The sequence below is a fragment of the Snodgrassella communis genome (assembly GCF_914768045.1).
In the GTDB taxonomy this organism is placed as follows: Bacteria; Pseudomonadota; Gammaproteobacteria; order Burkholderiales; family Neisseriaceae; genus Snodgrassella; species Snodgrassella communis.
This window is the reverse complement of sequence record NZ_CAJZCD010000011.1, coordinates 31,769-50,629: the sequence shown is the minus strand read 5'-3', so window position 1 is coordinate 50,629 and position 18,861 is coordinate 31,769. Positions and strand designations below refer to the sequence as shown.

Below are 18,861 nucleotides of genomic sequence, written 5' to 3'. Positions count from 1 at the left end.
GTACGAAAGGCGCGGTATCGGTAGGTGATACATCGAAAAAAGAATACCGTCAGATAACCGGAGTTGCGGCAGGTTTTGACGACACAGATGCTGTGAATGTGGCTCAGCTTAAGAGTGTGGATAATCAGGTTAGCAAAATAAATGAATATGTTAACCAGTTAAATGACAATATTCACCATGTTGAGCGTCGTGCCTATTCAGGTACGGCAATGGCCATGGCATTGTCTGGTGCTTATCTGCCATCTGTAGGTGCTGGCGAACAGACTGTAGGTATCGGTGTGGGTGCATACCGTAGCTATGGTGCCGTTGGTATAAACTATAAGGCCGCAAGTAAAGACGGCAAAATTACATGGGGTGCAGGTGTTTCCACCACTGGTAAGGAAGCAGCTATTAACTCGGTAATCGGCTTTAAGTGGTAAAAAAATAGCTGAGTAGACTTCTGGTCTTCCTTCTGTGAAGTCCAGAAGTCTTATTTGTTTATCAGTAATAGCATTATTACTAAGAATACGGATTAATATGCGCATCGGTATTTCTGTTATCACTCATGCTAACCAGAATATCTGGGAAAATGGCATGAGTCAGAATATTATATTTTTGGCTCAAAGTCTGAAGGCTATCCCATTTGTTAAATCAGTTGATTTGATTAATGTGGGCGGGCAGCCGGGTATGGCTGAACAAGTTGATTTAAATTTATTTGATTTGCGTTTGATGTCGGAGCAGGAGGCGGGCGATGCTTTCGATGTCATTATTGAACTGGCAGGCGCATTAAATCCACAATGGCTGGCTTTACAGCGGACTCGCGGGAAAAAGGTGGTGTTTTATTGTGTTGGCCAGCCTTATGTAGGGTTGGTGGAATATAATATATTTGAAAAATCGACCAATTTTCCGCCAGTAGACCGTTCTGATGAGGTATGGCTGTTACCAAAAGATAAGGCTTATATTCCTATGCTGCGTACGATGTATCGCTGTCCGGTACATGTTACGCCATATCTGTGGGATTCGATGTTTGTATCCAAACGCAAACAGGAAATTGGTGAGCTTGGTTTCCATTTTGGCTGGCGCAGCAATTTGCATGATGGCGTTAAAACACCTTTGAATGTAGCCATTTTTGAGCCCAATATTTCCGTTGTAAAAACTTCATCCATTCCGATGCTGGCCTGTGATGAGGCTTATCGCCAACAGCCACAGTCAATAGGTATGATGCATGTGCTCAATACGCTGCATATGAAAGAACATCTGACTATGCTGTATCTGGCTAATTCGCTGAATCTGGTTAAGGAGCACAAAGCCTGTTTTTATGGCCGCCATGATATAGCTGGATTTATGGCGCAGCATGCGAATGCTGTGGTATCACATCAGTGGTGTAATGACCAGAATTATCTGTATCTGGATGCGCTGTATGGTGATTATCCGCTGATTCACAATTCGCCGTGGTTAAAAGAGTTTGATGCTGGCTATTATTATCCGGATTTTGATGCACCTGAAGCGGGCAGACAACTGACTCTGGCCTGGCAGCACCATGAGGAAAATCTGGATAGTCAGCGTCAGGCCTCGCAGGCATTATTTAAAGCTACTGCGCCTTTAGCTGAAGCTAATATCGCTGCCCATGCACAACTGTTGTCTAATCTGTGTGCTGATCGTCCAGAATTATTAAGAGGTTAATTCATGTCGTCTGTGTCTTCACTTCGTGTAGGTGTTTCGATTTATGTGCGTAAAGGAGCACAGTCGCTGTGGGAAAACGGCATTTTCCAAAATTGTCTGTTTCTGGCGATGTTATTACAAAAATCACCGATTGTTGATAATGTGGTACTGGTAGCAGGCTCCGGCGATGGTGATATGCAGGATGCAATGAATTTTCTGCAGGATTCACCGGTGCCGGTAATTGATATGGCCAGTGCCATAAATGAGCTGGATGTCATGATTGAAATGAGTGCCCAGCTGGCCAAGGAATGGATGATAGATTTCAAGGCCAAAGGTGGTAAAGTTGTTAGTATGCGGGTAGGTAATGATTATGTGATTGATATTGAACGTATGCTGTTCGATAAACCATCTGCTTTGCTGATTACGGGTGCGCCATATGATGAGGTTTGGACACTACCGGAATACAAAAAAACCTGTATGCCATATTTCTCCAGTACATTTCGTGCGCCGGTAAGGATTATGCCTCATTTATGGAGCCCGGTTATTCTGAATCGCGCCTGTGAAAAATTACCAGAGGGCGAACAGTTTGGATATCAGCCTGGTCGCAAACGCTGGCGTATTGGTATATTCGAACCTAATATGTGTATGGTGAAAACCAGTTATATGCCTATGCTGGTCTGTGAAAGTGCGCATCGGCTGAATCCGGATTTTATTGAGCATATTTATGTTTGTAATACGTTGAATCTGAAAAAACAGAATACTTTCAATCTGTTTGCTCAAAGTTTGGATATTATTCGGCATGGCTTAACTTCGTTTGAAGGTCGTTATCCAATCTGGCAGGTTGTATCCAGTTATTGTGAAGCGATTGTTTGCCATCAATGGGAAAATGCGCAGAATTATATTTATTATGAAGCTTTGTATGGTGGCTATCCGCTGATTCATAATTCACACTTGATTGGTGATTGCGGATATCGCTATCATGATTTTGACTGTGAAGAAGGTGGGCAGTCATTAGCAGATGCATATAAAATGCATGATGAAAATCTTGCCAGTTACCGTGAACAGGCAAATATTTTTCTGGCTACGCTAGATCCTGAAGCAGAATGTAACGTCCGCAGTTATACTGAAGCACTTGAATCGTTGTTTAAAGCCTAGATACGCTAATTGTGCTTACTCTTTAGTATAATGTATACATAAAACCAGCCAGCAATAAAACATTTCTATTGAAATTATGAATTTATCTAATGCTCCGAATTTAGTTTCCAGCCATAGTCAGGACGTTACGCCAGCACGTTTGCGTATTGGGATTACCATTGGTTTGGGCCACCCTAAAGAAACGTTGTGGAATAATGGTATAAAACAGAATGCTGTTTTTCTCGCTGATGCACTGAAAAATTGCTCTAATGTAAGCTCTGTGGTGCTGGTAAATACAACTGATGTGCCGATTACATCAGGTTTGCCATGGGATTTGGAGATATGGCCGACTAAAAGTTTTGTTGAAGCTAAAGATCAGATTGATGTGTTAATTGAGCTTGGTGGACAGATTAATGCTGAGCAGACGGCCTACATTAAGGACAGGGGCGTACGCCTGATTTCTTATTGCTGTGGTTTTGAATATATCCATATGATGGAAGCAGTTTTGTTTTCCCGTGATATGGGTGGTGGTAATCTGTTCATTAACCAGCGTTATGATGATATCTGGATGATTCCACAGGTTGCCAATTGCAGTCGGGCGTATTTTGAGGTATTCCGTCGCCATGAGGCACGTGTGGTACCGTTTGTATGGAGTCCGGTATTTCTGCTTCAGAAAACCGCAGCCATGCCATTTGAGGGCTTATGGCAGCAGCCGGATTCGTGCAAGGGCTGGCGCTTGTCGATAATGGAACCGAATATTGATGTGGTGAAGTTCTGTCTGTACCCGATTCTGATTGCTGAAATGGCGTATCGTAGTGAACCGGAAGCCATTAATATTCTGCAGGTTTGCAATACTTTGCCGATGGCGCAAAAATCGATGGAATTCATTGCGCTGATGAATCAGCTGGATATTGTGAAGAATCACAAGTCGGTATTTCTGGGTCGTTATGATACGCCAACATTTCTGGCTACCAATACTGATGCGGTGATTTCTCATCAGTGGGAAAATCCGCTTAACTATTTTTATCTGGAAGTGTGCTGGCAGGGTTATCCTCTGATTCACAATGCCGAGCTGATTTCAGATCTGGGTTATTATTATGCTGGCAATGATGTGCAGGCAGGTGCCAAACAGTTGCTTGCAGCGATGAGCAATCATGCCTATAACGCAGCTCAATATATGTATGATCAGCGGCAGCAGATCGCCCGCTTCCTGCCGAATAATTCTGATCTGGTGGCCAGCTATTCTGCTTTGCTGGCAGAAGTAGTGGCCAGACCATTACGCTAATTGCTATTATTTTTTACGCATAAAAGTATTGATGTTATCCTCCAGCATGGTGCAGATACGCTGTATGGCTTCTTCGCTGCCCCATGCCATATGCGGAGTAACAATCAGATTAGGTAGCTGAGCATGCAGTAATGGATTACCATGTACGGGTGGTTCTTCGCTCAATACATCTACGCCTGCTCCGCCTAACTGGCCATACTTCAATGCGGCTACTAAAGCCTGTTCTGCTACCAGACCACCACGTCCGACATTAATCAGTATGACCTGTGGTTTCATCATTTTTAATTCTGCTTCATCAATCAGATTACGGGTTTGTTCATTCAGTGGGCAATGCAGGGATATGACGTCGGCTTCCTGTATGAGCTGGGTAAATGGTGTGTAACCATGACGGCAGTTGGCGGCATTTTTGTGTTCCCCCCAGAGAATATGCATACCGAAAGCCTGAGCACGCTCTGCTAATGCCTGCCCGATGCCTCCTTTGCCGAAAATACCCAGTGTTTTACCATTCAGATCACGCATAGGCGCTCCAAAATGACAGAAAAACGGGCTGTTTTGCCATAATCCAGCCGCTACATCGCGCTGGTAGGCGGGTAGCTGACGCATTAAAGCCAGAATCAGCATCATTGCATGTTCGGCAACGGTATCGTTACCGTAGCCACGGACATTGCGGATGTCTATATTACGTTGTTGTGCTGCCTGCTGATCAATGTGATCCAGACCGGTAGCGGGTACAGCAATTAATTGCAGTTGTGGACTATTGTTGATGGCATCTGCATTAATACGTACTTTGTTGGATACGACAATATTGGCCTGAGCGATTCGGGCAGCTACCTGATCCGGACTACTGTGGCTGTAGTTGGTGATGTGATGGGGAAAATCAAAGTTAAATGGAAATTCGGGTAGGGTGGCTCGATCCAGAAAAACAATTTCGCAAGTATTCATGTTGTCTCCTGATAAATGAAATGATTGTTATAGACAATAACATGCATGGGTTATGTGTCTGTGTTACAGTGTACGCTAATTTGTTAGCCAAGGATGTATGAGTATGAATTTGGTGATTGAAGACTTGCAGCAAGGTAGTGGCCGGGAAGCTGTAAAGGGTAAGGAAATTACGGTACATTATACTGGTATGCTGGAAGATGGTACGGTGTTTGATTCCAGTGTTAGCCGGCAGCAGCCGTTCACATTTACTTTGGGTGCTGGTTTGGTGATTGCTGGCTGGGATGAAGGTTTTGAGGGGATGAAGGTTGGCGGTAAACGTAAGCTGACTATTCCGCCACATATGGCCTATGGCCGCCGTGGTGCTGGCGGAGTGATTCCGCCTGATGCTACGCTGATTTTTGATGTGGAATTATTGCAGGTTGATGATTGATTTGCAGTTGTGTGCAGGTTTTGTTCAGGCAGCTGTTTCAGGCTGCCTGAACTGTTTTGATGAGCTGGGGTTTTGATGATGGAGAATAATCCGACTATTGTTGCAATTGCAACCGCGCCTGGGCGCGGTGGTGTGGGGGTAGTGCGTTTATCCGGTAAAAATCTACTGCCTCTGGCACAAAAATTAAGTGGTGGCAAAACGCCTGTACCACGTAGGGCGATGTATACGGATTTTGTTGATGAGCAGAATGCGGCTATTGATAATGGTTTGCTGCTGTATTTTGCTGCACCGGCCAGTTTTACTGGTGAGGATGTGATTGAGTTACAGGGACATGGCGGGCCGGTGGTATTACAGATGTTATTGCAACGCTGTCTGCAACTTGGTGCACGGCTGGCTGAGCCGGGGGAATTCACTAAACGTGCTTTTTTAAATAATAAGCTGGATCTGGCACAAGCTGAAAGTGTGGCAGATTTGATTGATGCTTCTAGTCAGTCAGCAGCACGTATGGCGGTACGCAGTCTGAAAGGGGCTTTTTCGCAGGAAATTCACCGGCTGGTAGATGAGCTGATTACTTTGCGGATGCTGGTAGAGGCAACTTTGGATTTTCCGGAGGAAGATATTGATTTTTTGCAGGCCGCAGATGCCAGCGGCAAGCTGGATCAGTTACGCAGCCAGTTGGATAAGGTGTTGCTGCATGCACAACAGGGCGCGCTGTTGCGTGAAGGTATGAATGTGGTGCTGGTAGGAGCACCCAATGTGGGTAAGTCGAGTCTGCTCAATGCGCTGGCTGGTGATGATGTGGCAATTGTTACTGATATTGCTGGCACGACACGGGATATGGTAAGGGAACAGATTACGCTGGATGGTGTACCGGTACATATTATTGATACAGCCGGTTTGCGAGAAACTGAGGATGTGGTTGAACGTATTGGTATTGAACGCAGTCAGCAGGCGATACAGCAGGCAGATGTGGCGCTGGTACTGGTTGACCGGCGTGAAGGTATTAATGCCACTACAGCGGCGATTTTGGCGCAGTTGCCAGCTGGTTTACGCAAGATTGAGGTGCATAATAAGATTGATTTAACTGGGGAAGCTGCGGCAAGTGTTTCACGTGAAACCGGTCTGCTACAGGCGTTTACAGATGCCGGGCAGGTGATTGCTCTGTCTGCCAGAACGGGTACTGGTCTTGAGTTGCTGCGTCAGGCGTTGTTGCAGCAGGTAGGCTGGCAGGGGGAAAGTGAAGGGCTGTTTCTGGCACGAACACGGCATATTCAGGCACTTGAACAGGCTCAGCAGGAGCTGGTGAATGCCAGTATGTGTCAGGATAATCAGATTGAGTTATTTGCAGAACATTTGCGTCTGGCACAAAATGCATTAAATGAAATTACTGGTGAGTTTAGTGCTGATGATCTGCTGGGGGTGATTTTCAGCCGCTTCTGTATTGGTAAGTAAGTTTTTATCCTTTTGCCGGAAGGTGGTTGTTTGCTGGCAGTACTAATTATTGTTTTTATATGAATACAATAATTGCTCTACTGATAAAATGAAAAGATTAATTGTTGCGGATAGTCTGTTCCAAAAAATTATAAGTATAAAAAGGATAAAGTCTATCCAACACTTTTAATCAGCTACAGTGGATCGCTTATATATTCAGAATCCATACTGATTAAGGTTGTTGATATTTATCAGTCTGATTAAATTTTCTGGCGTTTAGGGATAACTATATTTGTTATCCACACAATGACTATTACTAAGTTTCTGGCTAATTTACGGGGGTGCTCAAGTTTCAATGATCAATATGGCAATTTTCAATAGGTGGTGGAGCAACAGCTAAGTGGCAAAATCAGTAGAATATAAAATATTCTGGTTGTAGCAGGTCTGCTGGTGAAGCATTGGTGATGCCACCTGCTGATAGTATGAATCCATATTGATAAGGCATATTGAGTAAGGGTTATTTTGGGCAGAAGTAGTATCAGTAAGATTATTTCTTCAGGGCGCTATTTTATTTTTATGCGGGTTATTATTCTGAATAAAATGCCAATATTAATGCATACGATTTTTCAGGGATAAGATCGATTTAACTCTAAAAAAAGTAGATGAATCAGGTAAGGCATGGTTGTGATAATAAACCCGGCAGGGAGTACGTATCAGGCTACAGCGGCTGTAGAAGGGCAAATCTTGGCAGGGTCTGGCCATTGAGTGTTATGGTTTCGATAAACATGCTTTTGGGGCGTACCCATGTTGAGTAATCACCATACAGACACTGGTAGATAACCAGTTCTTCTTCGGTTTCGCTATGGCGTGCCGTTCCGATAACCTGATACAGCTTGCCTTTGTAATGCTGGTAAATGCCACGTTGCATATATGTTTCCTGCGCTGGGTGAATGCAGCCGATGTGTTATGGCTGCGGGTGATATAACTAAAATCTCTTTGATTACAACTCGGTATTCTTTTGGCTATTTGCTGATTAATTATACAATGTTTTGAATGAATTATAACAAGATGCCATATTAAGGAATACTGTAGATGAATAATGACCCACGTGCCAGAATGCCTGATGCGCCATTGTCTGACAATGAGCGCCTGAAAGGTGAAAGTAATTATTTGTATGGTGAGATTGCTGCTGATTTAGATGATGGAATTACCGGTGGGTTTAATGGTGATGATTTCCAGCTGATTCGCTTTCATGGCATGTATGAGCAGGATGACCGTGATGTACGTGCGCAGCGACAGGCTGCTAAGCTGGAGCCGTTGAAAAATGTGATGATGCGTTGTCGCCTGCCCGGCGGAATTATTACGCCGAAACAGTGGCTGGGGATTGATGAATTTGCTACTGCACATACGCTGTATGGCAGTATTCGCCTGACTACGCGTCAGACTTTTCAATTTCACGGGGTGCTGAAACACGATATCAAGCCGATGCATCAGTGGCTGCATCAGCTGGGGCTGGATTCGATTGCTACGGCTGGTGATATTAACCGTAATGTTTTGTGTACCAGTAATCCGGTTGAAAGCAGTCTGCATCGGGAGGCTTATGAATGGGCATGCAGGATTTCTGAGCATTTATTGCCACGGACACATGCTTATGCTGATATCTGGCTGGACGGGGAAAAGGTGCTCAGCTCGGAACAGGCTGCACCTTTGTCGGAGGGGGCCAGTGATGATGCGGTAGAACCGATTAATGGCAAGACTTACTTACCACGCAAATTTAAAACTGCGCTGGTTATTCCGCCGCTGAATGATGTGGACTTACACGCCAATGATTTGAATTTTGTAGCCATTGGCGAAGCCGGCCGACTGGTTGGCTTTAATGTGCTGGTGGGTGGTGGTTTGTCTATCGATCATGGTAATCAGCGTACGTTTCCTAATACAGCCAAGGATTTTGGTTTTATTCCGGCAGAGCAGGTACTGCGCTGTGCTGAGGCGGTGGTGACAACGCAGCGTGACTGGGGTAACCGTAGTGATCGCAAGAATGCGCGCACACGTTATACTTTGCAGCGTGTGGGGGTAGATGTATTTAAGGAGGAGGTTGAGCGGCGGCAGGGCTTTAAATTCGCAGCCAGCCGTGCTTATGAATTATCTGAACGCGGTGATCGCATTGGCTGGGTACACGGTGAAGATGGCTGCTGGCATCTGACTTTGTTTATTGAGAATGGGCGTTTGCTTGATTATCCGGATCGGCCGCTGAAAACAGGTATGCGTGAGCTGGCCAGAATTCATAAGGGTGATTTCCGGCTGACTGCCAATCAGAATGTGATTGTGGCTGGTGTTCTGCCTGAAGATAGGGATGAAATTGAACGGGTTGCGCGGAAATTCAGGCTGATTGATGATGGGATTACGGAGCAGCGCAAAAACAGTATGGCCTGTGTTGCTTTTCCAACCTGTCCGCTGGCGATGGCTGAATCTGAACGTTTTTTGTCTGGCTTTATTGATCAGGTTGATATGTTAATGGCGCAATATGGTCTGGCGCAGGAGCATATTATCCTGCGTGTTACAGGCTGTCCGAATAATTGTGGCCGTGCATTACTGGCTGAAATTGGGCTGATTGGTAAGGCAATCGGCCGCTACAATCTGTATGTCGGTGGTAATCGTGCCGGTACGCGTATTCCTCGTCTGTTCCGTGAGAATATTACGGTTGATGAGGTGCTGGTTATCTTGCAGCAGTGGATTGCACGCTGGGCACAGGAACGTAATTCTGCTGAAGCTTTTGGTGATTTTGCCATTCGTGTCGGTATTGTCAAACCGGTGCTGGATGCTGCTGTTGATTTCTGGGATGCAGACAAGGTGTCTGTATGAGGAATTAGGCTGGGGAATTGTGTTACTGGGTTCGAAGTAAATGGTCTGGATAGCTAAATGGCTGATTCAGACCATTTTAATATTGATATTTTTAATTTATGGCTTCGGGCTGGCATAGAGCTGGTCAAATATGCCGCCATCACTGAAAAAACGTTGTTGAGCTGCTGTCCACCCACCAAATTCTTTATCAATGCTAACCAGTTGCAGACTGGGAAACTGATGGCGGTATTCGGCCAAGATTTTGGGATTAACCGGCCGGAAATAGCTTTGCGCAATCAGTCGTTGTGCGCTGTCACTGTATAAGTGTTGCAGATAGGCATTGGCCAGTCTGCGCTTGTTGGGGGTGGTCATATTGCTATCAACTACTGCTACCGGAGGTTCGCACAGAATAGACAAGGATGGAGTAATGATTTCAAATTCGTCTGGCGCCTGTTTGAGTGCCAGTCTGGCTTCATTTTCCCATGTCAGTAATACATCACCCAGCTGGCGATGAGTAAAGGTAATGGTTGCGGCACGCGCGCCGGTATCCATCATGGGTACGTGCTGGAGCAGGGTGCGCAAAAATGCCTGAGCACTGGTATCGTTACCGTCGGGCTGGTGTCTGGCCCAAGCCCATGCAGCCAGAAAATTCCAGCGCGCTCCGCCTGATGTTTTTGGATTGGCGGTAATGATCTGGATATTGTTCTGAATCAGGTCTCCCCAATCATGGATGTTTTTGGGGTTACCTTTGCGCACCAGAAAGACGATGGTAGAGGTATAGGGGGTGCTATTATGGGGTAAACGCTGTTGCCAGTTCGGTTGCAGTAATGCTTTTTTGCCATGATTCAGGGCATGGATGTCGCCGGCCAGTGCCAGTGTTACAACATCAGCTTTCAGGCCGTTTTGCACGGCAATAGCTTGTTTGCCGGAACCACCATTGGACTGGCGAATATGAATTTTCTGTCCGGTTTGCTGATACCAGTAGTGCTGAAAATCTGTATTGTAGTGTTGGTATAGCTCGCGTGTGGCATCGTAAGAAGCATTGAGCAGGGTTGTTTTATTATGATTGCTATCACATGCTGCTAAGCCTGCCAATATTGTCAGTAACAGGCGATGGTACCGAAATATGTTCATACCAGTTTTTTTGTTTGTAGACGAATGTTTTAATGTAGCAATGCTGGTGTGAGGATGGAAATACTGTTTTTTTGTTTCTTTATAACTAAAAACTAGGTGCTGTTTTGGCTGGATATCCAAGTGCAGGTGCGGTGGATTTGAAAAAGTTCGCCGGGGCTGTTATAAACCGCTTTTGATTTTAATCTGTTTGATTGAGAAAGTTACATGAAGAGCCAGAATGCAGAGCTTGCAGCCGATAGAAAGCTGCTGACACGGGAAGATGTGCGTACTTTTATGCTGTCATCCTTTGGTGGCGCGCTGGAGTTTTATGATTTTGTGATTTATGTTTTTTATGCCAAGGTACTGTCTGAACTGTTTTTTCCGGCTGGGTTAAATCCGTTCTGGGCAATGCTCAATACCTATGGTATTTTTGCTGCTGGCTATCTATTCCGCCCGCTGGGTGGCATTGTGATGGCACATTTTGGTGATCTGCTTGGTCGTAAACGGTTGTTTGCATTGTCTATTATGATGATGGCGCTGCCGACGCTGTTTCTGGGGCTGATGCCTACTTTTGCTACTATCGGCTATGCTGCACCAATATTGTTGTTGCTATTACGCATGATACAGGGCGTGGCGATTGGTGGCGAAATTCCGGCAGCATGGACTTTTGTATCCGAACATGTGCCTGAAAAACATGTGGGTATGGCCAATGGCTTTCTCACCGCAGGTCTGTCGCTGGGCATTTTACTCGGCTCACTGATTGCGCAGGTGATGGCAAAACATTTCAGTAATGCTGAGATTCTGGAGGGTGCATGGCGTATTCCCTTTATTCTGGGCGGTTTGTTTGGCTTGCTGACTTTGTATTTACGCAGTTATCTGCGTGAAACACCGGTTTTCAAGGCCATGCAGCAACGTAAGGAGTTAGCAACGGAGATGCCGGTTAAAATGCTGATTAAACAGCATAAAAGTGCTGTTGTGATTGGTATGCTGCTCACTTGGTTTCTAACAGGCTGTGTGATGGTGATTCTGCTGGCCATGCCGCAATTATTAACCGGCAGCTTTGGTTTTTCCAGTACTCAGGCATTTGAAATGCAGAGTATGGCTATTGTGATGCAAATGCTTGGCTGTGTGACGTATGGTTTACTTGCCGACCGTATAGGTACGGGGCGGATACTGATTGGCGGGATTGCGTTTACTGCTTTGATGGCTGCGGTATTTTATCCGGCTCTGGGGCAGTACGGTGAGGGTATGATTTTTGCTCTGTATATGCTGCTGGGGCTGGCTACTGGTGTGGCCGGTATTGTTTCTGCGGCTATGATCAGGATGTTTCCGCCAGCTATTCGCTTTACGGGTATTTCTTTTTCCTATAATGTGGCTTATGCGGTCGTTGGCGCTTTAACACTGCCTCTGGTGCAATGGCTAAGCAGCTTTAGTCCGATTGGCGGCATGTATTATATTTTGCCTTTATGTGTACTGGGGTTGCTGACTGCTTGTGTATTTCAGTGCCGTTATCAGCGCTGATGCAGTAGCCGCCACAAAAAACTGCTTTATCCACAGTGTTTGCTGCACTGGGATAAAGCAGTTTTTTTATCTACAATCAGGCGTTACCTGCGTTAGCCTGTTCAGCCTGATACATTGCTTCGAAGTTGATCGGAGCCAGCATGACAGGTGGGAAGCCAGAGCGGGTAATGGTATTGGATACGGTTTCACGTGCGTATGGGAACAGAATGTTTGGTGCAGCCACAGCCAGCAACATTTCCACGTCATCTTCAGGAATATTGGCGATACGGAAAATACCGCTTTGTGCTACTTCGTTCAGGAATAGAACACGTTCTTCGGTCATTTTGGCCGTAACGGTTACAGTTACGGTTACATTATAAAATTCGTCTTCCAGTTTTTCAGCGGCAGAAGTTACGCGCATTTCGATTTGTGGCTCGCCATTTTCCAGAAAGATTTGTGGTGCATGTGGTACTTCTAGTGACAAATCTTTCAGGTAAACTTTTTCAATGCTGAATACCGGTTGTTGTGTAGTTTGTTCTGTTGCTTCTTCTTTTTTGCTCATGCTTTTTCTTTCAACAATGGAATAAAGGTTAATGCTGCAGATTAATCCAGCAATGCTGGACGAATGAGAAAAAAATAGTTCGTGTTTAGCCTGCCAGCAGTGCGTCTAGTTTACCTGCTTGGTTCAATGCATTCAAATCGTCAAAGCCGCCAACGTGTACTTCACCAATATAAATCTGCGGTACAGTGCGACGGCCAGTACGCTGCATCATCTGTTCACGGGTTTGTGGGTCGGTATCAATGCGGATTTCATTGATATCGGTATCGGTTACACCTTTCTGCTTGAGTAATGCTTTGGCCATCTGGCAATAAGGGCATACACCTGTGGTATATATGGTAATCGGTTGCATTGCAGTTTCCTTGTGTATGTACAGATAGAATAGAGTAGCATACCGCGAACTGGCAATACTGAACAGGCGTATGCTTTTTTTGGTCGTATGCTGCGGTATAATTGACCAATATTCATATAACAAACGGACATATACAGATGATTCGTTTTGAGCAGGTTTCAAAAACGTATCCGGGCGGTTTTACTGCACTGAAAAACCTCAGTTTTTCTATCAACAAAGGTGAGATGATTTTTATTGCCGGCCATTCTGGAGCAGGTAAGTCAACCATTCTTAAGCTGATTAGCGGTATTGTTAAACCAACCAAGGGAAAAGTGTGGCTGAATAATCAGGACTTAGGACGTCTGAATGACAACCAGCTTGGTTATTTGCGCCAGCATATCGGTATTGTGTTTCAGGATCATAAATTGTTGTTTGACCGCAATGTATTGCAGAATGTAATGTTACCGTTGCGTATTACCGGCTATGAGCGTAAACAGGCAGAGCGCAGGGCTCGGGTGGCAATCGAAAAAGTTGGGCTGAGCGGGCGCGAGCTGGCGGATCCAGTTACGCTGTCCGGTGGTGAGCAGCAGCGGCTGTGTATTGCACGTGCTGTTGTACACCAGCCCAGTTTGCTGATCGCTGATGAACCATCGGCCAATCTGGACAGAGCCTATGCACTGGATATTATGGAGCTGTTCAAAACATTTCATGAGGCCGGCACTACGGTGATGGTAGCAGCACATGATGAAACATTAATGGCTGATTATGGACACCGTATTATCCGCTTGCAGGAAGGCAGGTTATACGCATGAATCAGTTTATCTCACTGCATAAAGAGGCTGGTTGTAAAGCATTACGCCAGTTGCTGCGTCAGCCGGTTGCAACCATGCTGATTTTACTCATGCTGGCGATTGCCATGACTTTACCGCTGGCTTTGTACCTTGGGGTACAAAGTGGGCAGCAACTACTGGGACAGATGAATGAAGTCCCAACCATGACGCTGTATATGCAGATTGATGCTAAGGACAGTGATAATCAGACTGTAAAAAAAGCCTTACAGGACAATAAACAGCTGGAAAAAGTAGTGTTTGTGAGTAAGCAGCAGGGGCTGGAAGAGTTACAGCACAGTATGGGTAATCAGGACTTGATTTCAATGCTTGACAGCAACCCTTTACCAGATGCATTTACTGTTACTCCGCAAGTGGATACGCCAGAGGAAGTCGCTGCATTACAGGCACAGCTGGCACAGCTACCTATGGTAGAGAGTGTAAAAATGGACGCTGAATGGATGCAAACCCTGTATCAGATGAATCGGTTTGTCCATCAGCTGTTGTGGTTTCTGGCCATTACACTGGGGCTGGCGTTTGCACTGGTAGCCTATAACACTATTCGTTTGCAGATTCTCAGTCACCGCGAAGAAATCGAAATTACTAAATTATTAGGAGCTCCAGCGTCTTTTATCCGGCGGCCATTTCTGTATCTGGCCATCTGGCAAAGCCTGTTGGCCGCAGCCATCAGTATCGGATTGTGTTACTGGCTTAATAGCCAGACTCAGCCCTTACTCAGTGACATCTTGCAGCCATATGGTGTACATGTTGTCTGGCGTTTTTTCAATCTCTGGGAAGTGCTGGCCATCTTACTAGTGGTCTGTGGATTGGGTATGCTGGGTGCATGGCTGGCCACCCGCCAGCATTTGCTCAGTTTTAAATCTGTACAGTAAAAGATATCCCCGCAAGTAGCGGGGATATTTTTGAGTAGGTCTTATCAGCAAAAATTGGTGTCTGTGAACAGTCCGGTAATCTATATAAATTATTTTTGCAGACGCGCCTGTGCTGCCTGTGCCAGTAGAGTAAGCATGGTTTCTGTTTCCTCCCAGCCGATGCAGGCATCGGTGATACTCTGGCCATAATTTACCGGATGGTCTTGTCTTCCGGCCATCAGGTTACTTTCTACCATCACGCCCATAATATGTTGTTCACCAGCCTGAATCTGGGCAGCAATATCCTGTGCCACTTCCATTTGCCGGCGATAATCCTTGCAGCTGTTGGCATGGCTGCAATCAACCATCAGGTTAGGTGTTACCTGATGTTTGTTCAGTTCATTCACTGCTGCCTGCACATATTCATGACTGTAATTGGGCTCTTTACCGCCGCGTAAAATGATGTGACAGTCTGGATTGCCACTGGTGCGCACAATTGCCGAATGACCTGCTTTAGTGACGGAAAGGAAATGATGCGGATGGCTGGATGCACCAATGGCATCAATGGCAATTTTCAGATTACCATCAGTACCGTTTTTAAAGCCTACCGGACAGCTTAAACCGGAAGCCAGCTCGCGGTGTACCTGACTTTCTGTGGTGCGGGCACCGATTGCTCCCCATGAAATCAGATCGGCAAAATATTGCGGGGTAATCATATCCAGAAATTCTGTGGCTGCCGGCATACCCATGTTGTTCAGCTCCAGCAATAATTTGCGAGCCAGACGCAGCCCGTAGTTAATATCATAGGAACCATCAATATGCGGATCGTTGATAAACCCTTTCCAGCCTACGGTGGTGCGTGGTTTTTCAAAATAAACCCGCATCACAATCAGCAACTCTTTCGCATATTTTTCGCGTAATACATTCAACCGTTGTGCATATTCCAATGCAGCTTTTGGATCATGGATAGAACACGGGCCGATAATGACCAGTAAACGCTTGTCATGGCCGTGTACCAGATTAGCAATGGCATCGCGTGTATTGTGTACTATTTCAGAAGCTTTTTCAGTAATGGGTAGTTCATATAAATGCGCAATGGGTGGCAACAGTTCCTTGATTTCTTTAATTCTAACGTCATCTGTTGAGCGTGATGCTACCTGATTCATAATAATTCCTGTCTAATTCTATTATTGTAAATTTTAATCATTTGCCTATCAGGCTATAATGAAAATGCTTAAAAAGCAAGGCTCAAACTTTTGAATAGCTATATTATTGCTTCAAAATTAATTTACATGGCAGATAATCAGTATTTGTACCTGAATTAAACATATTATTAGAATAACATATTAAAAATAACCATTTTATTGCCTTTGTACAATAATTAAAATATTGCAACTATGATTTTAATTCCAAGTAAATTTCGGATATAATCGCCCACCCTGTGGTTCGTAAACCTCCCACATTAAAAAACTAGGAAATCAACTATATGCGTGTACAAAATGATCTGGGCACAGTAAGCTTGCTGGGTAATCAGCATACAGAATACCGTAGTGATTATGCGCCGGAGCTACTGGAAGCCTTTGATAACCAACATCCCAATAACGATTATTTCGTTAAATTTATCTGTCCCGAATTCACCAGCTTGTGCCCGAAAACCGGCCAGCCCGACTTTGCCACCATTTATATTAATTATCTACCGCACTTGCGCATGGTGGAAAGTAAATCTTTAAAGTTGTATTTATTCAGCTTTCGCAACCATGGGGATTTTCATGAAGATTGTGTCAACATTATCATGAAAGACCTGATTGCCCTGATGCAGCCAAAATATATCGAAGTATATGGTGAATTTACACCGCGCGGCGGTATTGCCATTCATCCATATGCTAATTACGGTAAAGCTGATACGCGCTATAGCGATATGGCAGTACAGCGTTTACTTCAATTTCAAGTGAAATAATAGTCGCACATCGCATTACGATAGCTTTTGTCAGACTCTGCGCATTGGCGTGGTATTCGCTATCTGACGCGATGATGGCTGGTTGATTGACAGGAACAAATATGTATGAATTTTCTGCTGCGCAGCGCCATAAGGCACTGCGCTGGCTCACTTTCTGGCACATGCTGGTGATTGTGGCCAGTAATTATCTGGTACAGTTTCCCTTTACCCTGTTTGGCTTACATAACACCTGGGGTGCTTTTACCTTTCCGTTCATTTTTCTTACTACGGATTTAACCGTACGGATTTTCGGCTCGGGCTTGGCCAGACGAATTATTTTCTGGGTAATGCTGCCTTCATTGCTGTTTTCCTATGCCATTTCCGTGTTATTTCAGGATGGGCACTGGATGGGCTGGGGCGCATTAAGCCATTTTGATTTATTTGTGGCACGGATTGCCTTGGCCAGTTTTAGCGCATATGTTGTCGGCCAGCTGATGGATATTCTGGTATTCAACCGGCTGCGCCAATGTCAGCGTTGGTGGCCGGCACCCAGTGCCTCTGCTGTTCTGGGCAGCGCAGTTGATACCTTACTGTTTTTTGCCGTGGCTTTTTACCACTCGCCGGATGCATTTATGGCCGCCAACTGGTTACAGATATCTTTGACGGATTATGCCTTTAAAATTACCGTTGCTGCACTTTTCTTTTTACCGACTTATGGAATTGTGCTGCGTTATCTATTGCACCGGCTGACCGCTTTAGCACCGCATACGGTAAACAGATAAAATTTCTGTGAATCAGTTCAATTCATCATTTTTTATTCTCATCAGGCCACTTTGAAAGTGGCCTGATGGCCATGGCTGCTTCTGTTATAATACGCGCCTATTTTCAAATATCTGGCTAAGAGAACATCATGGAAGCGGAGCAGATTAATCAGTTAAACAATATCCTAGATGATATGGCATCCCGTAGTCACGATTTACGGAGGTATCTTTGACTACGCTGGCAAAAAAGACCGACTGGAAGAAGTAATTGGTCTGTCAGAAGACCCTGAGTTGTGGAACGATCCTAAAAAAGCGCAGGAAGTAGGCAAAGAGCGCAAAGTACTTGAAGGCATTGTGTTGACACTGGATCACCTGCATAGCGGCATCGAAGATAATCGTATGCTGCTGCAAATGGCCGTAGAAGAAAATGATGCCGACGGCTTTGCTGCAGTACAGGCAGATATTACCGCCTTGCAGGAAGAAGTAGCACAACTGGAATTCAAACGTATGTTTAACCAGCCGGCCGACGTCAACAACTGCTTTATTGATATTGTTGCCGGTGCCGGTGGCACAGAAGCGGAAGACTGGGCCGGCATGTTATTGCGCATGTATGTGCGCTATGGCGAACGAAAAGGCTTTAAAGTAGAAATTCTCGAAGAAGACGAGGGCGAAATTGCCGGTGTGAACCGGGCTACCATCAAGCTGGATGGTGAGTACGCCTATGGATTGCTGCGTACCGAAACCGGTATCCATCGTCTGGTACGCTATTCACCGTTTGATTCCAATAACAAACGGCACACTTCGTTTGCCTCAGTATTTGTTTATCCCGAGGTAGACGACAGTTTTGAAGTTGAAATCAATCCGGCAGATTTACGCATAGATACATACCGTGCATCTGGCGCCGGCGGACAGCACATCAACAAAACCGACTCAGCCGTACGCATTACTCATGAGCCTACCGGCATTGTGGTGCAGTGTCAGAATGACCGTTCACAGCATCGCAACCGCGAAGAAGCAATGAATATGCTTAAAGCAAAGTTATTTGAACTGGAAATGCGTCGTCGTAATGAAGAAAAACAGAATCTTGAGGCCAGCAAGGATGATGTGGGATGGGGACACCAGATTCGTTCTTATGTATTCGATTCATCGCGTATCAAGGATTTGCGTACTGGCTACGAAGTTGGCAATATCAAGGCAGTTATGGATGGCGACCTTGATGGTTTTATTGAAGCCAGCTTGAAACAAGGTGTTTAAATAA

At 45.3% G+C, this 18,861-nt stretch carries 18 protein-coding genes, 1 pseudogene and 1 riboswitch; of the genes and pseudogenes, 13 read left to right on the top strand and 6 right to left on the bottom strand.

The features are described 5' to 3' along the window. From MJ761_RS09625 to MJ761_RS09610, 4 genes and pseudogenes are all read left to right on the top strand, one after another. Positions 1–419 (top strand): annotated as a pseudogene (locus MJ761_RS09625) (hypothetical protein); the annotation flags it as partial. 97 nt (positions 420–516) lie between these two features. Next, on the top strand, positions 517–1,662 hold the full coding sequence (locus MJ761_RS09620; protein WP_093093417.1) for a DUF2827 domain-containing protein: 1,146 nt from the start codon (positions 517–519) through the stop codon (positions 1,660–1,662). Between the two features lie 3 nt (positions 1,663–1,665). Beyond that, positions 1,666–2,796 (top strand): DUF2827 domain-containing protein, encoded by a 1,131-nt coding sequence (locus MJ761_RS09615; RefSeq protein ID WP_093093415.1) that lies wholly within the window; start codon positions 1,666–1,668, stop codon positions 2,794–2,796. Positions 2,797–2,872: 76 nt separating this feature from the next. Further along, complete coding sequence (locus MJ761_RS09610; protein ID WP_093093413.1) at positions 2,873–4,060, top strand: DUF2827 domain-containing protein; 1,188 nt, start codon at positions 2,873–2,875, stop codon at positions 4,058–4,060. A gap of 6 nt (positions 4,061–4,066) precedes the next feature. On the opposite strand, the gene MJ761_RS09605 is transcribed toward MJ761_RS09610, so the two are convergent. Further along, positions 4,067–5,002, bottom strand: coding sequence for a D-2-hydroxyacid dehydrogenase (locus tag MJ761_RS09605; RefSeq protein WP_093093410.1), 936 nt, complete (start codon positions 5,000–5,002; stop codon positions 4,067–4,069). Positions 5,003–5,105: 103 nt separating this feature from the next. On the opposite strand from MJ761_RS09605, the gene MJ761_RS09600 reads away from it, so the two are divergent. Both MJ761_RS09600 and mnmE read left to right on the top strand, forming a co-directional pair. Beyond that, positions 5,106–5,432, top strand: a complete 327-nt coding sequence (locus MJ761_RS09600) for an FKBP-type peptidyl-prolyl cis-trans isomerase (protein WP_093093408.1) — start codon at positions 5,106–5,108, stop codon at positions 5,430–5,432. Between the two features lie 75 nt (positions 5,433–5,507). Then, on the top strand, positions 5,508–6,884 hold the full coding sequence (gene mnmE / locus MJ761_RS09595) for a tRNA uridine-5-carboxymethylaminomethyl(34) synthesis GTPase MnmE (protein ID WP_093093406.1): 1,377 nt from the start codon (positions 5,508–5,510) through the stop codon (positions 6,882–6,884). Between the two features lie 697 nt (positions 6,885–7,581). Here the strand turns inward: mnmE and MJ761_RS09590 are convergent. After that, on the bottom strand, positions 7,582–7,791 hold the full coding sequence (locus tag MJ761_RS09590) for a DUF1653 domain-containing protein (protein ID WP_093093403.1): 210 nt from the start codon (positions 7,789–7,791) through the stop codon (positions 7,582–7,584). A gap of 164 nt (positions 7,792–7,955) precedes the next feature. On the opposite strand from MJ761_RS09590, the gene cysI reads away from it, so the two are divergent. Further along, the gene (gene cysI, locus MJ761_RS09585) at positions 7,956–9,725 is read left to right on the top strand and encodes an assimilatory sulfite reductase (NADPH) hemoprotein subunit (RefSeq protein WP_093093401.1); all 1,770 of its coding nucleotides are present in this window, start codon (positions 7,956–7,958) and stop codon (positions 9,723–9,725) included. A 96-nt stretch (positions 9,726–9,821) separates the two neighbouring features. Here cysI and MJ761_RS09580 read toward each other — a convergent pair whose 3' ends face one another. Beyond that, complete coding sequence (locus MJ761_RS09580) at positions 9,822–10,838, bottom strand: sulfate ABC transporter substrate-binding protein (RefSeq protein WP_093093423.1); 1,017 nt, start codon at positions 10,836–10,838, stop codon at positions 9,822–9,824. Between the two features lie 204 nt (positions 10,839–11,042). Between MJ761_RS09580 and MJ761_RS09575 the strand changes: the two genes are divergently transcribed. Beyond that, positions 11,043–12,338, top strand: a complete 1,296-nt coding sequence (locus MJ761_RS09575) for an MFS transporter (protein WP_093093399.1) — start codon at positions 11,043–11,045, stop codon at positions 12,336–12,338. Positions 12,339–12,414: 76 nt separating this feature from the next. On the opposite strand, the gene secB is transcribed toward MJ761_RS09575, so the two are convergent. Both secB and grxC read right to left on the bottom strand, forming a co-directional pair. After that, positions 12,415–12,879, bottom strand: a complete 465-nt coding sequence (gene secB, locus MJ761_RS09570; RefSeq protein WP_093093397.1) for a protein-export chaperone SecB — start codon at positions 12,877–12,879, stop codon at positions 12,415–12,417. 85 nt (positions 12,880–12,964) lie between these two features. Then, positions 12,965–13,228 carry a glutaredoxin 3 gene (gene grxC, locus MJ761_RS09565; RefSeq protein ID WP_093093395.1) on the bottom strand — a complete coding sequence of 88 codons (264 nt, stop codon included), beginning with the start codon at positions 13,226–13,228 and terminating at the stop codon, positions 12,965–12,967. Between the two features lie 137 nt (positions 13,229–13,365). Between grxC and ftsE the strand changes: the two genes are divergently transcribed. Both ftsE and ftsX read left to right on the top strand, forming a co-directional pair. Then, on the top strand, positions 13,366–14,019 hold the full coding sequence (ftsE, locus tag MJ761_RS09560) for a cell division ATP-binding protein FtsE (RefSeq protein ID WP_093093393.1): 654 nt from the start codon (positions 13,366–13,368) through the stop codon (positions 14,017–14,019). Beyond that, a complete protein-coding gene (gene ftsX / locus MJ761_RS09555) occupies positions 14,016–14,927 on the top strand; it encodes a permease-like cell division protein FtsX (RefSeq protein WP_093093391.1) in 912 nt (303 codons plus the stop codon). The genes ftsE and ftsX overlap by 4 nt, the downstream gene beginning before the upstream one ends. An 89-nt stretch (positions 14,928–15,016) precedes the next feature. On the opposite strand, the gene aroG is transcribed toward ftsX, so the two are convergent. Continuing rightward, positions 15,017–16,072, bottom strand: coding sequence for a 3-deoxy-7-phosphoheptulonate synthase AroG (gene aroG, locus MJ761_RS09550; protein WP_093093389.1), 1,056 nt, complete (start codon positions 16,070–16,072; stop codon positions 15,017–15,019). Positions 16,073–16,341: 269 nt separating this feature from the next. Continuing rightward, positions 16,342–16,386, top strand: a riboswitch (PreQ1 riboswitch). A 6-nt stretch (positions 16,387–16,392) separates the two neighbouring features. Here aroG and queF point away from each other — a divergent pair. From queF to prfB, 3 genes are all read left to right on the top strand, one after another. Continuing rightward, entirely contained in the window at positions 16,393–16,863 is a 471-nt protein-coding gene (queF, locus tag MJ761_RS09545; RefSeq protein WP_093093387.1) for a preQ(1) synthase, read from the top strand. Positions 16,864–16,964: 101 nt separating this feature from the next. Beyond that, a complete protein-coding gene (locus MJ761_RS09540) occupies positions 16,965–17,624 on the top strand; it encodes a 7-cyano-7-deazaguanine/7-aminomethyl-7-deazaguanine transporter (RefSeq protein ID WP_093093385.1) in 660 nt (219 codons plus the stop codon). Positions 17,625–17,752: 128 nt separating this feature from the next. After that, positions 17,753–18,857 (top strand): peptide chain release factor 2 gene (prfB, locus tag MJ761_RS09535; protein ID WP_100098616.1). Its coding sequence is split into 2 segments (ribosomal slippage): positions 17,753–17,833 and positions 17,835–18,857, totalling 1,104 coding nucleotides; the frame shifts between segments, so codons are not numbered across the junction. Positions 18,858–18,861 lie beyond the last annotated feature (4 nt).

What these genes read in the sequence shown, in the direction of transcription:
- cysI (WP_093093401.1), top strand. Translation starts at nt 7,956, where the DNA reads ATGAATAATGACCCACGTGCCAGAATGCCTGATGCGCCATTGTCTGAC.
- ftsX (WP_093093391.1), top strand. Translation starts at nt 14,016, where the DNA reads ATGAATCAGTTTATCTCACTGCATAAAGAGGCTGGTTGTAAAGCATTA.
- queF (WP_093093387.1), top strand. Translation starts at nt 16,393, where the DNA reads ATGCGTGTACAAAATGATCTGGGCACAGTAAGCTTGCTGGGTAATCAG.
- MJ761_RS09580 (WP_093093423.1), bottom strand. Translation starts at nt 10,838, where the DNA reads ATGAACATATTTCGGTACCATCGCCTGTTACTGACAATATTGGCAGGC.
- MJ761_RS09600 (WP_093093408.1), top strand. Translation starts at nt 5,106, where the DNA reads ATGAATTTGGTGATTGAAGACTTGCAGCAAGGTAGTGGCCGGGAAGCT.
- MJ761_RS09605 (WP_093093410.1), bottom strand. Translation starts at nt 5,002, where the DNA reads ATGAATACTTGCGAAATTGTTTTTCTGGATCGAGCCACCCTACCCGAA.
- MJ761_RS09615 (WP_093093415.1), top strand. Translation starts at nt 1,666, where the DNA reads ATGTCGTCTGTGTCTTCACTTCGTGTAGGTGTTTCGATTTATGTGCGT.
- MJ761_RS09590 (WP_093093403.1), bottom strand. Translation starts at nt 7,791, where the DNA reads ATGCAACGTGGCATTTACCAGCATTACAAAGGCAAGCTGTATCAGGTT.
- grxC (WP_093093395.1), bottom strand. Translation starts at nt 13,228, where the DNA reads ATGCAACCGATTACCATATATACCACAGGTGTATGCCCTTATTGCCAG.
- MJ761_RS09540 (WP_093093385.1), top strand. Translation starts at nt 16,965, where the DNA reads ATGTATGAATTTTCTGCTGCGCAGCGCCATAAGGCACTGCGCTGGCTC.
- MJ761_RS09620 (WP_093093417.1), top strand. Translation starts at nt 517, where the DNA reads ATGCGCATCGGTATTTCTGTTATCACTCATGCTAACCAGAATATCTGG.
- aroG (WP_093093389.1), bottom strand. Translation starts at nt 16,072, where the DNA reads ATGAATCAGGTAGCATCACGCTCAACAGATGACGTTAGAATTAAAGAA.
- MJ761_RS09610 (WP_093093413.1), top strand. Translation starts at nt 2,873, where the DNA reads ATGAATTTATCTAATGCTCCGAATTTAGTTTCCAGCCATAGTCAGGAC.
- ftsE (WP_093093393.1), top strand. Translation starts at nt 13,366, where the DNA reads ATGATTCGTTTTGAGCAGGTTTCAAAAACGTATCCGGGCGGTTTTACT.
- MJ761_RS09575 (WP_093093399.1), top strand. Translation starts at nt 11,043, where the DNA reads ATGAAGAGCCAGAATGCAGAGCTTGCAGCCGATAGAAAGCTGCTGACA.
- mnmE (WP_093093406.1), top strand. Translation starts at nt 5,508, where the DNA reads ATGATGGAGAATAATCCGACTATTGTTGCAATTGCAACCGCGCCTGGG.
- secB (WP_093093397.1), bottom strand. Translation starts at nt 12,879, where the DNA reads ATGAGCAAAAAAGAAGAAGCAACAGAACAAACTACACAACAACCGGTA.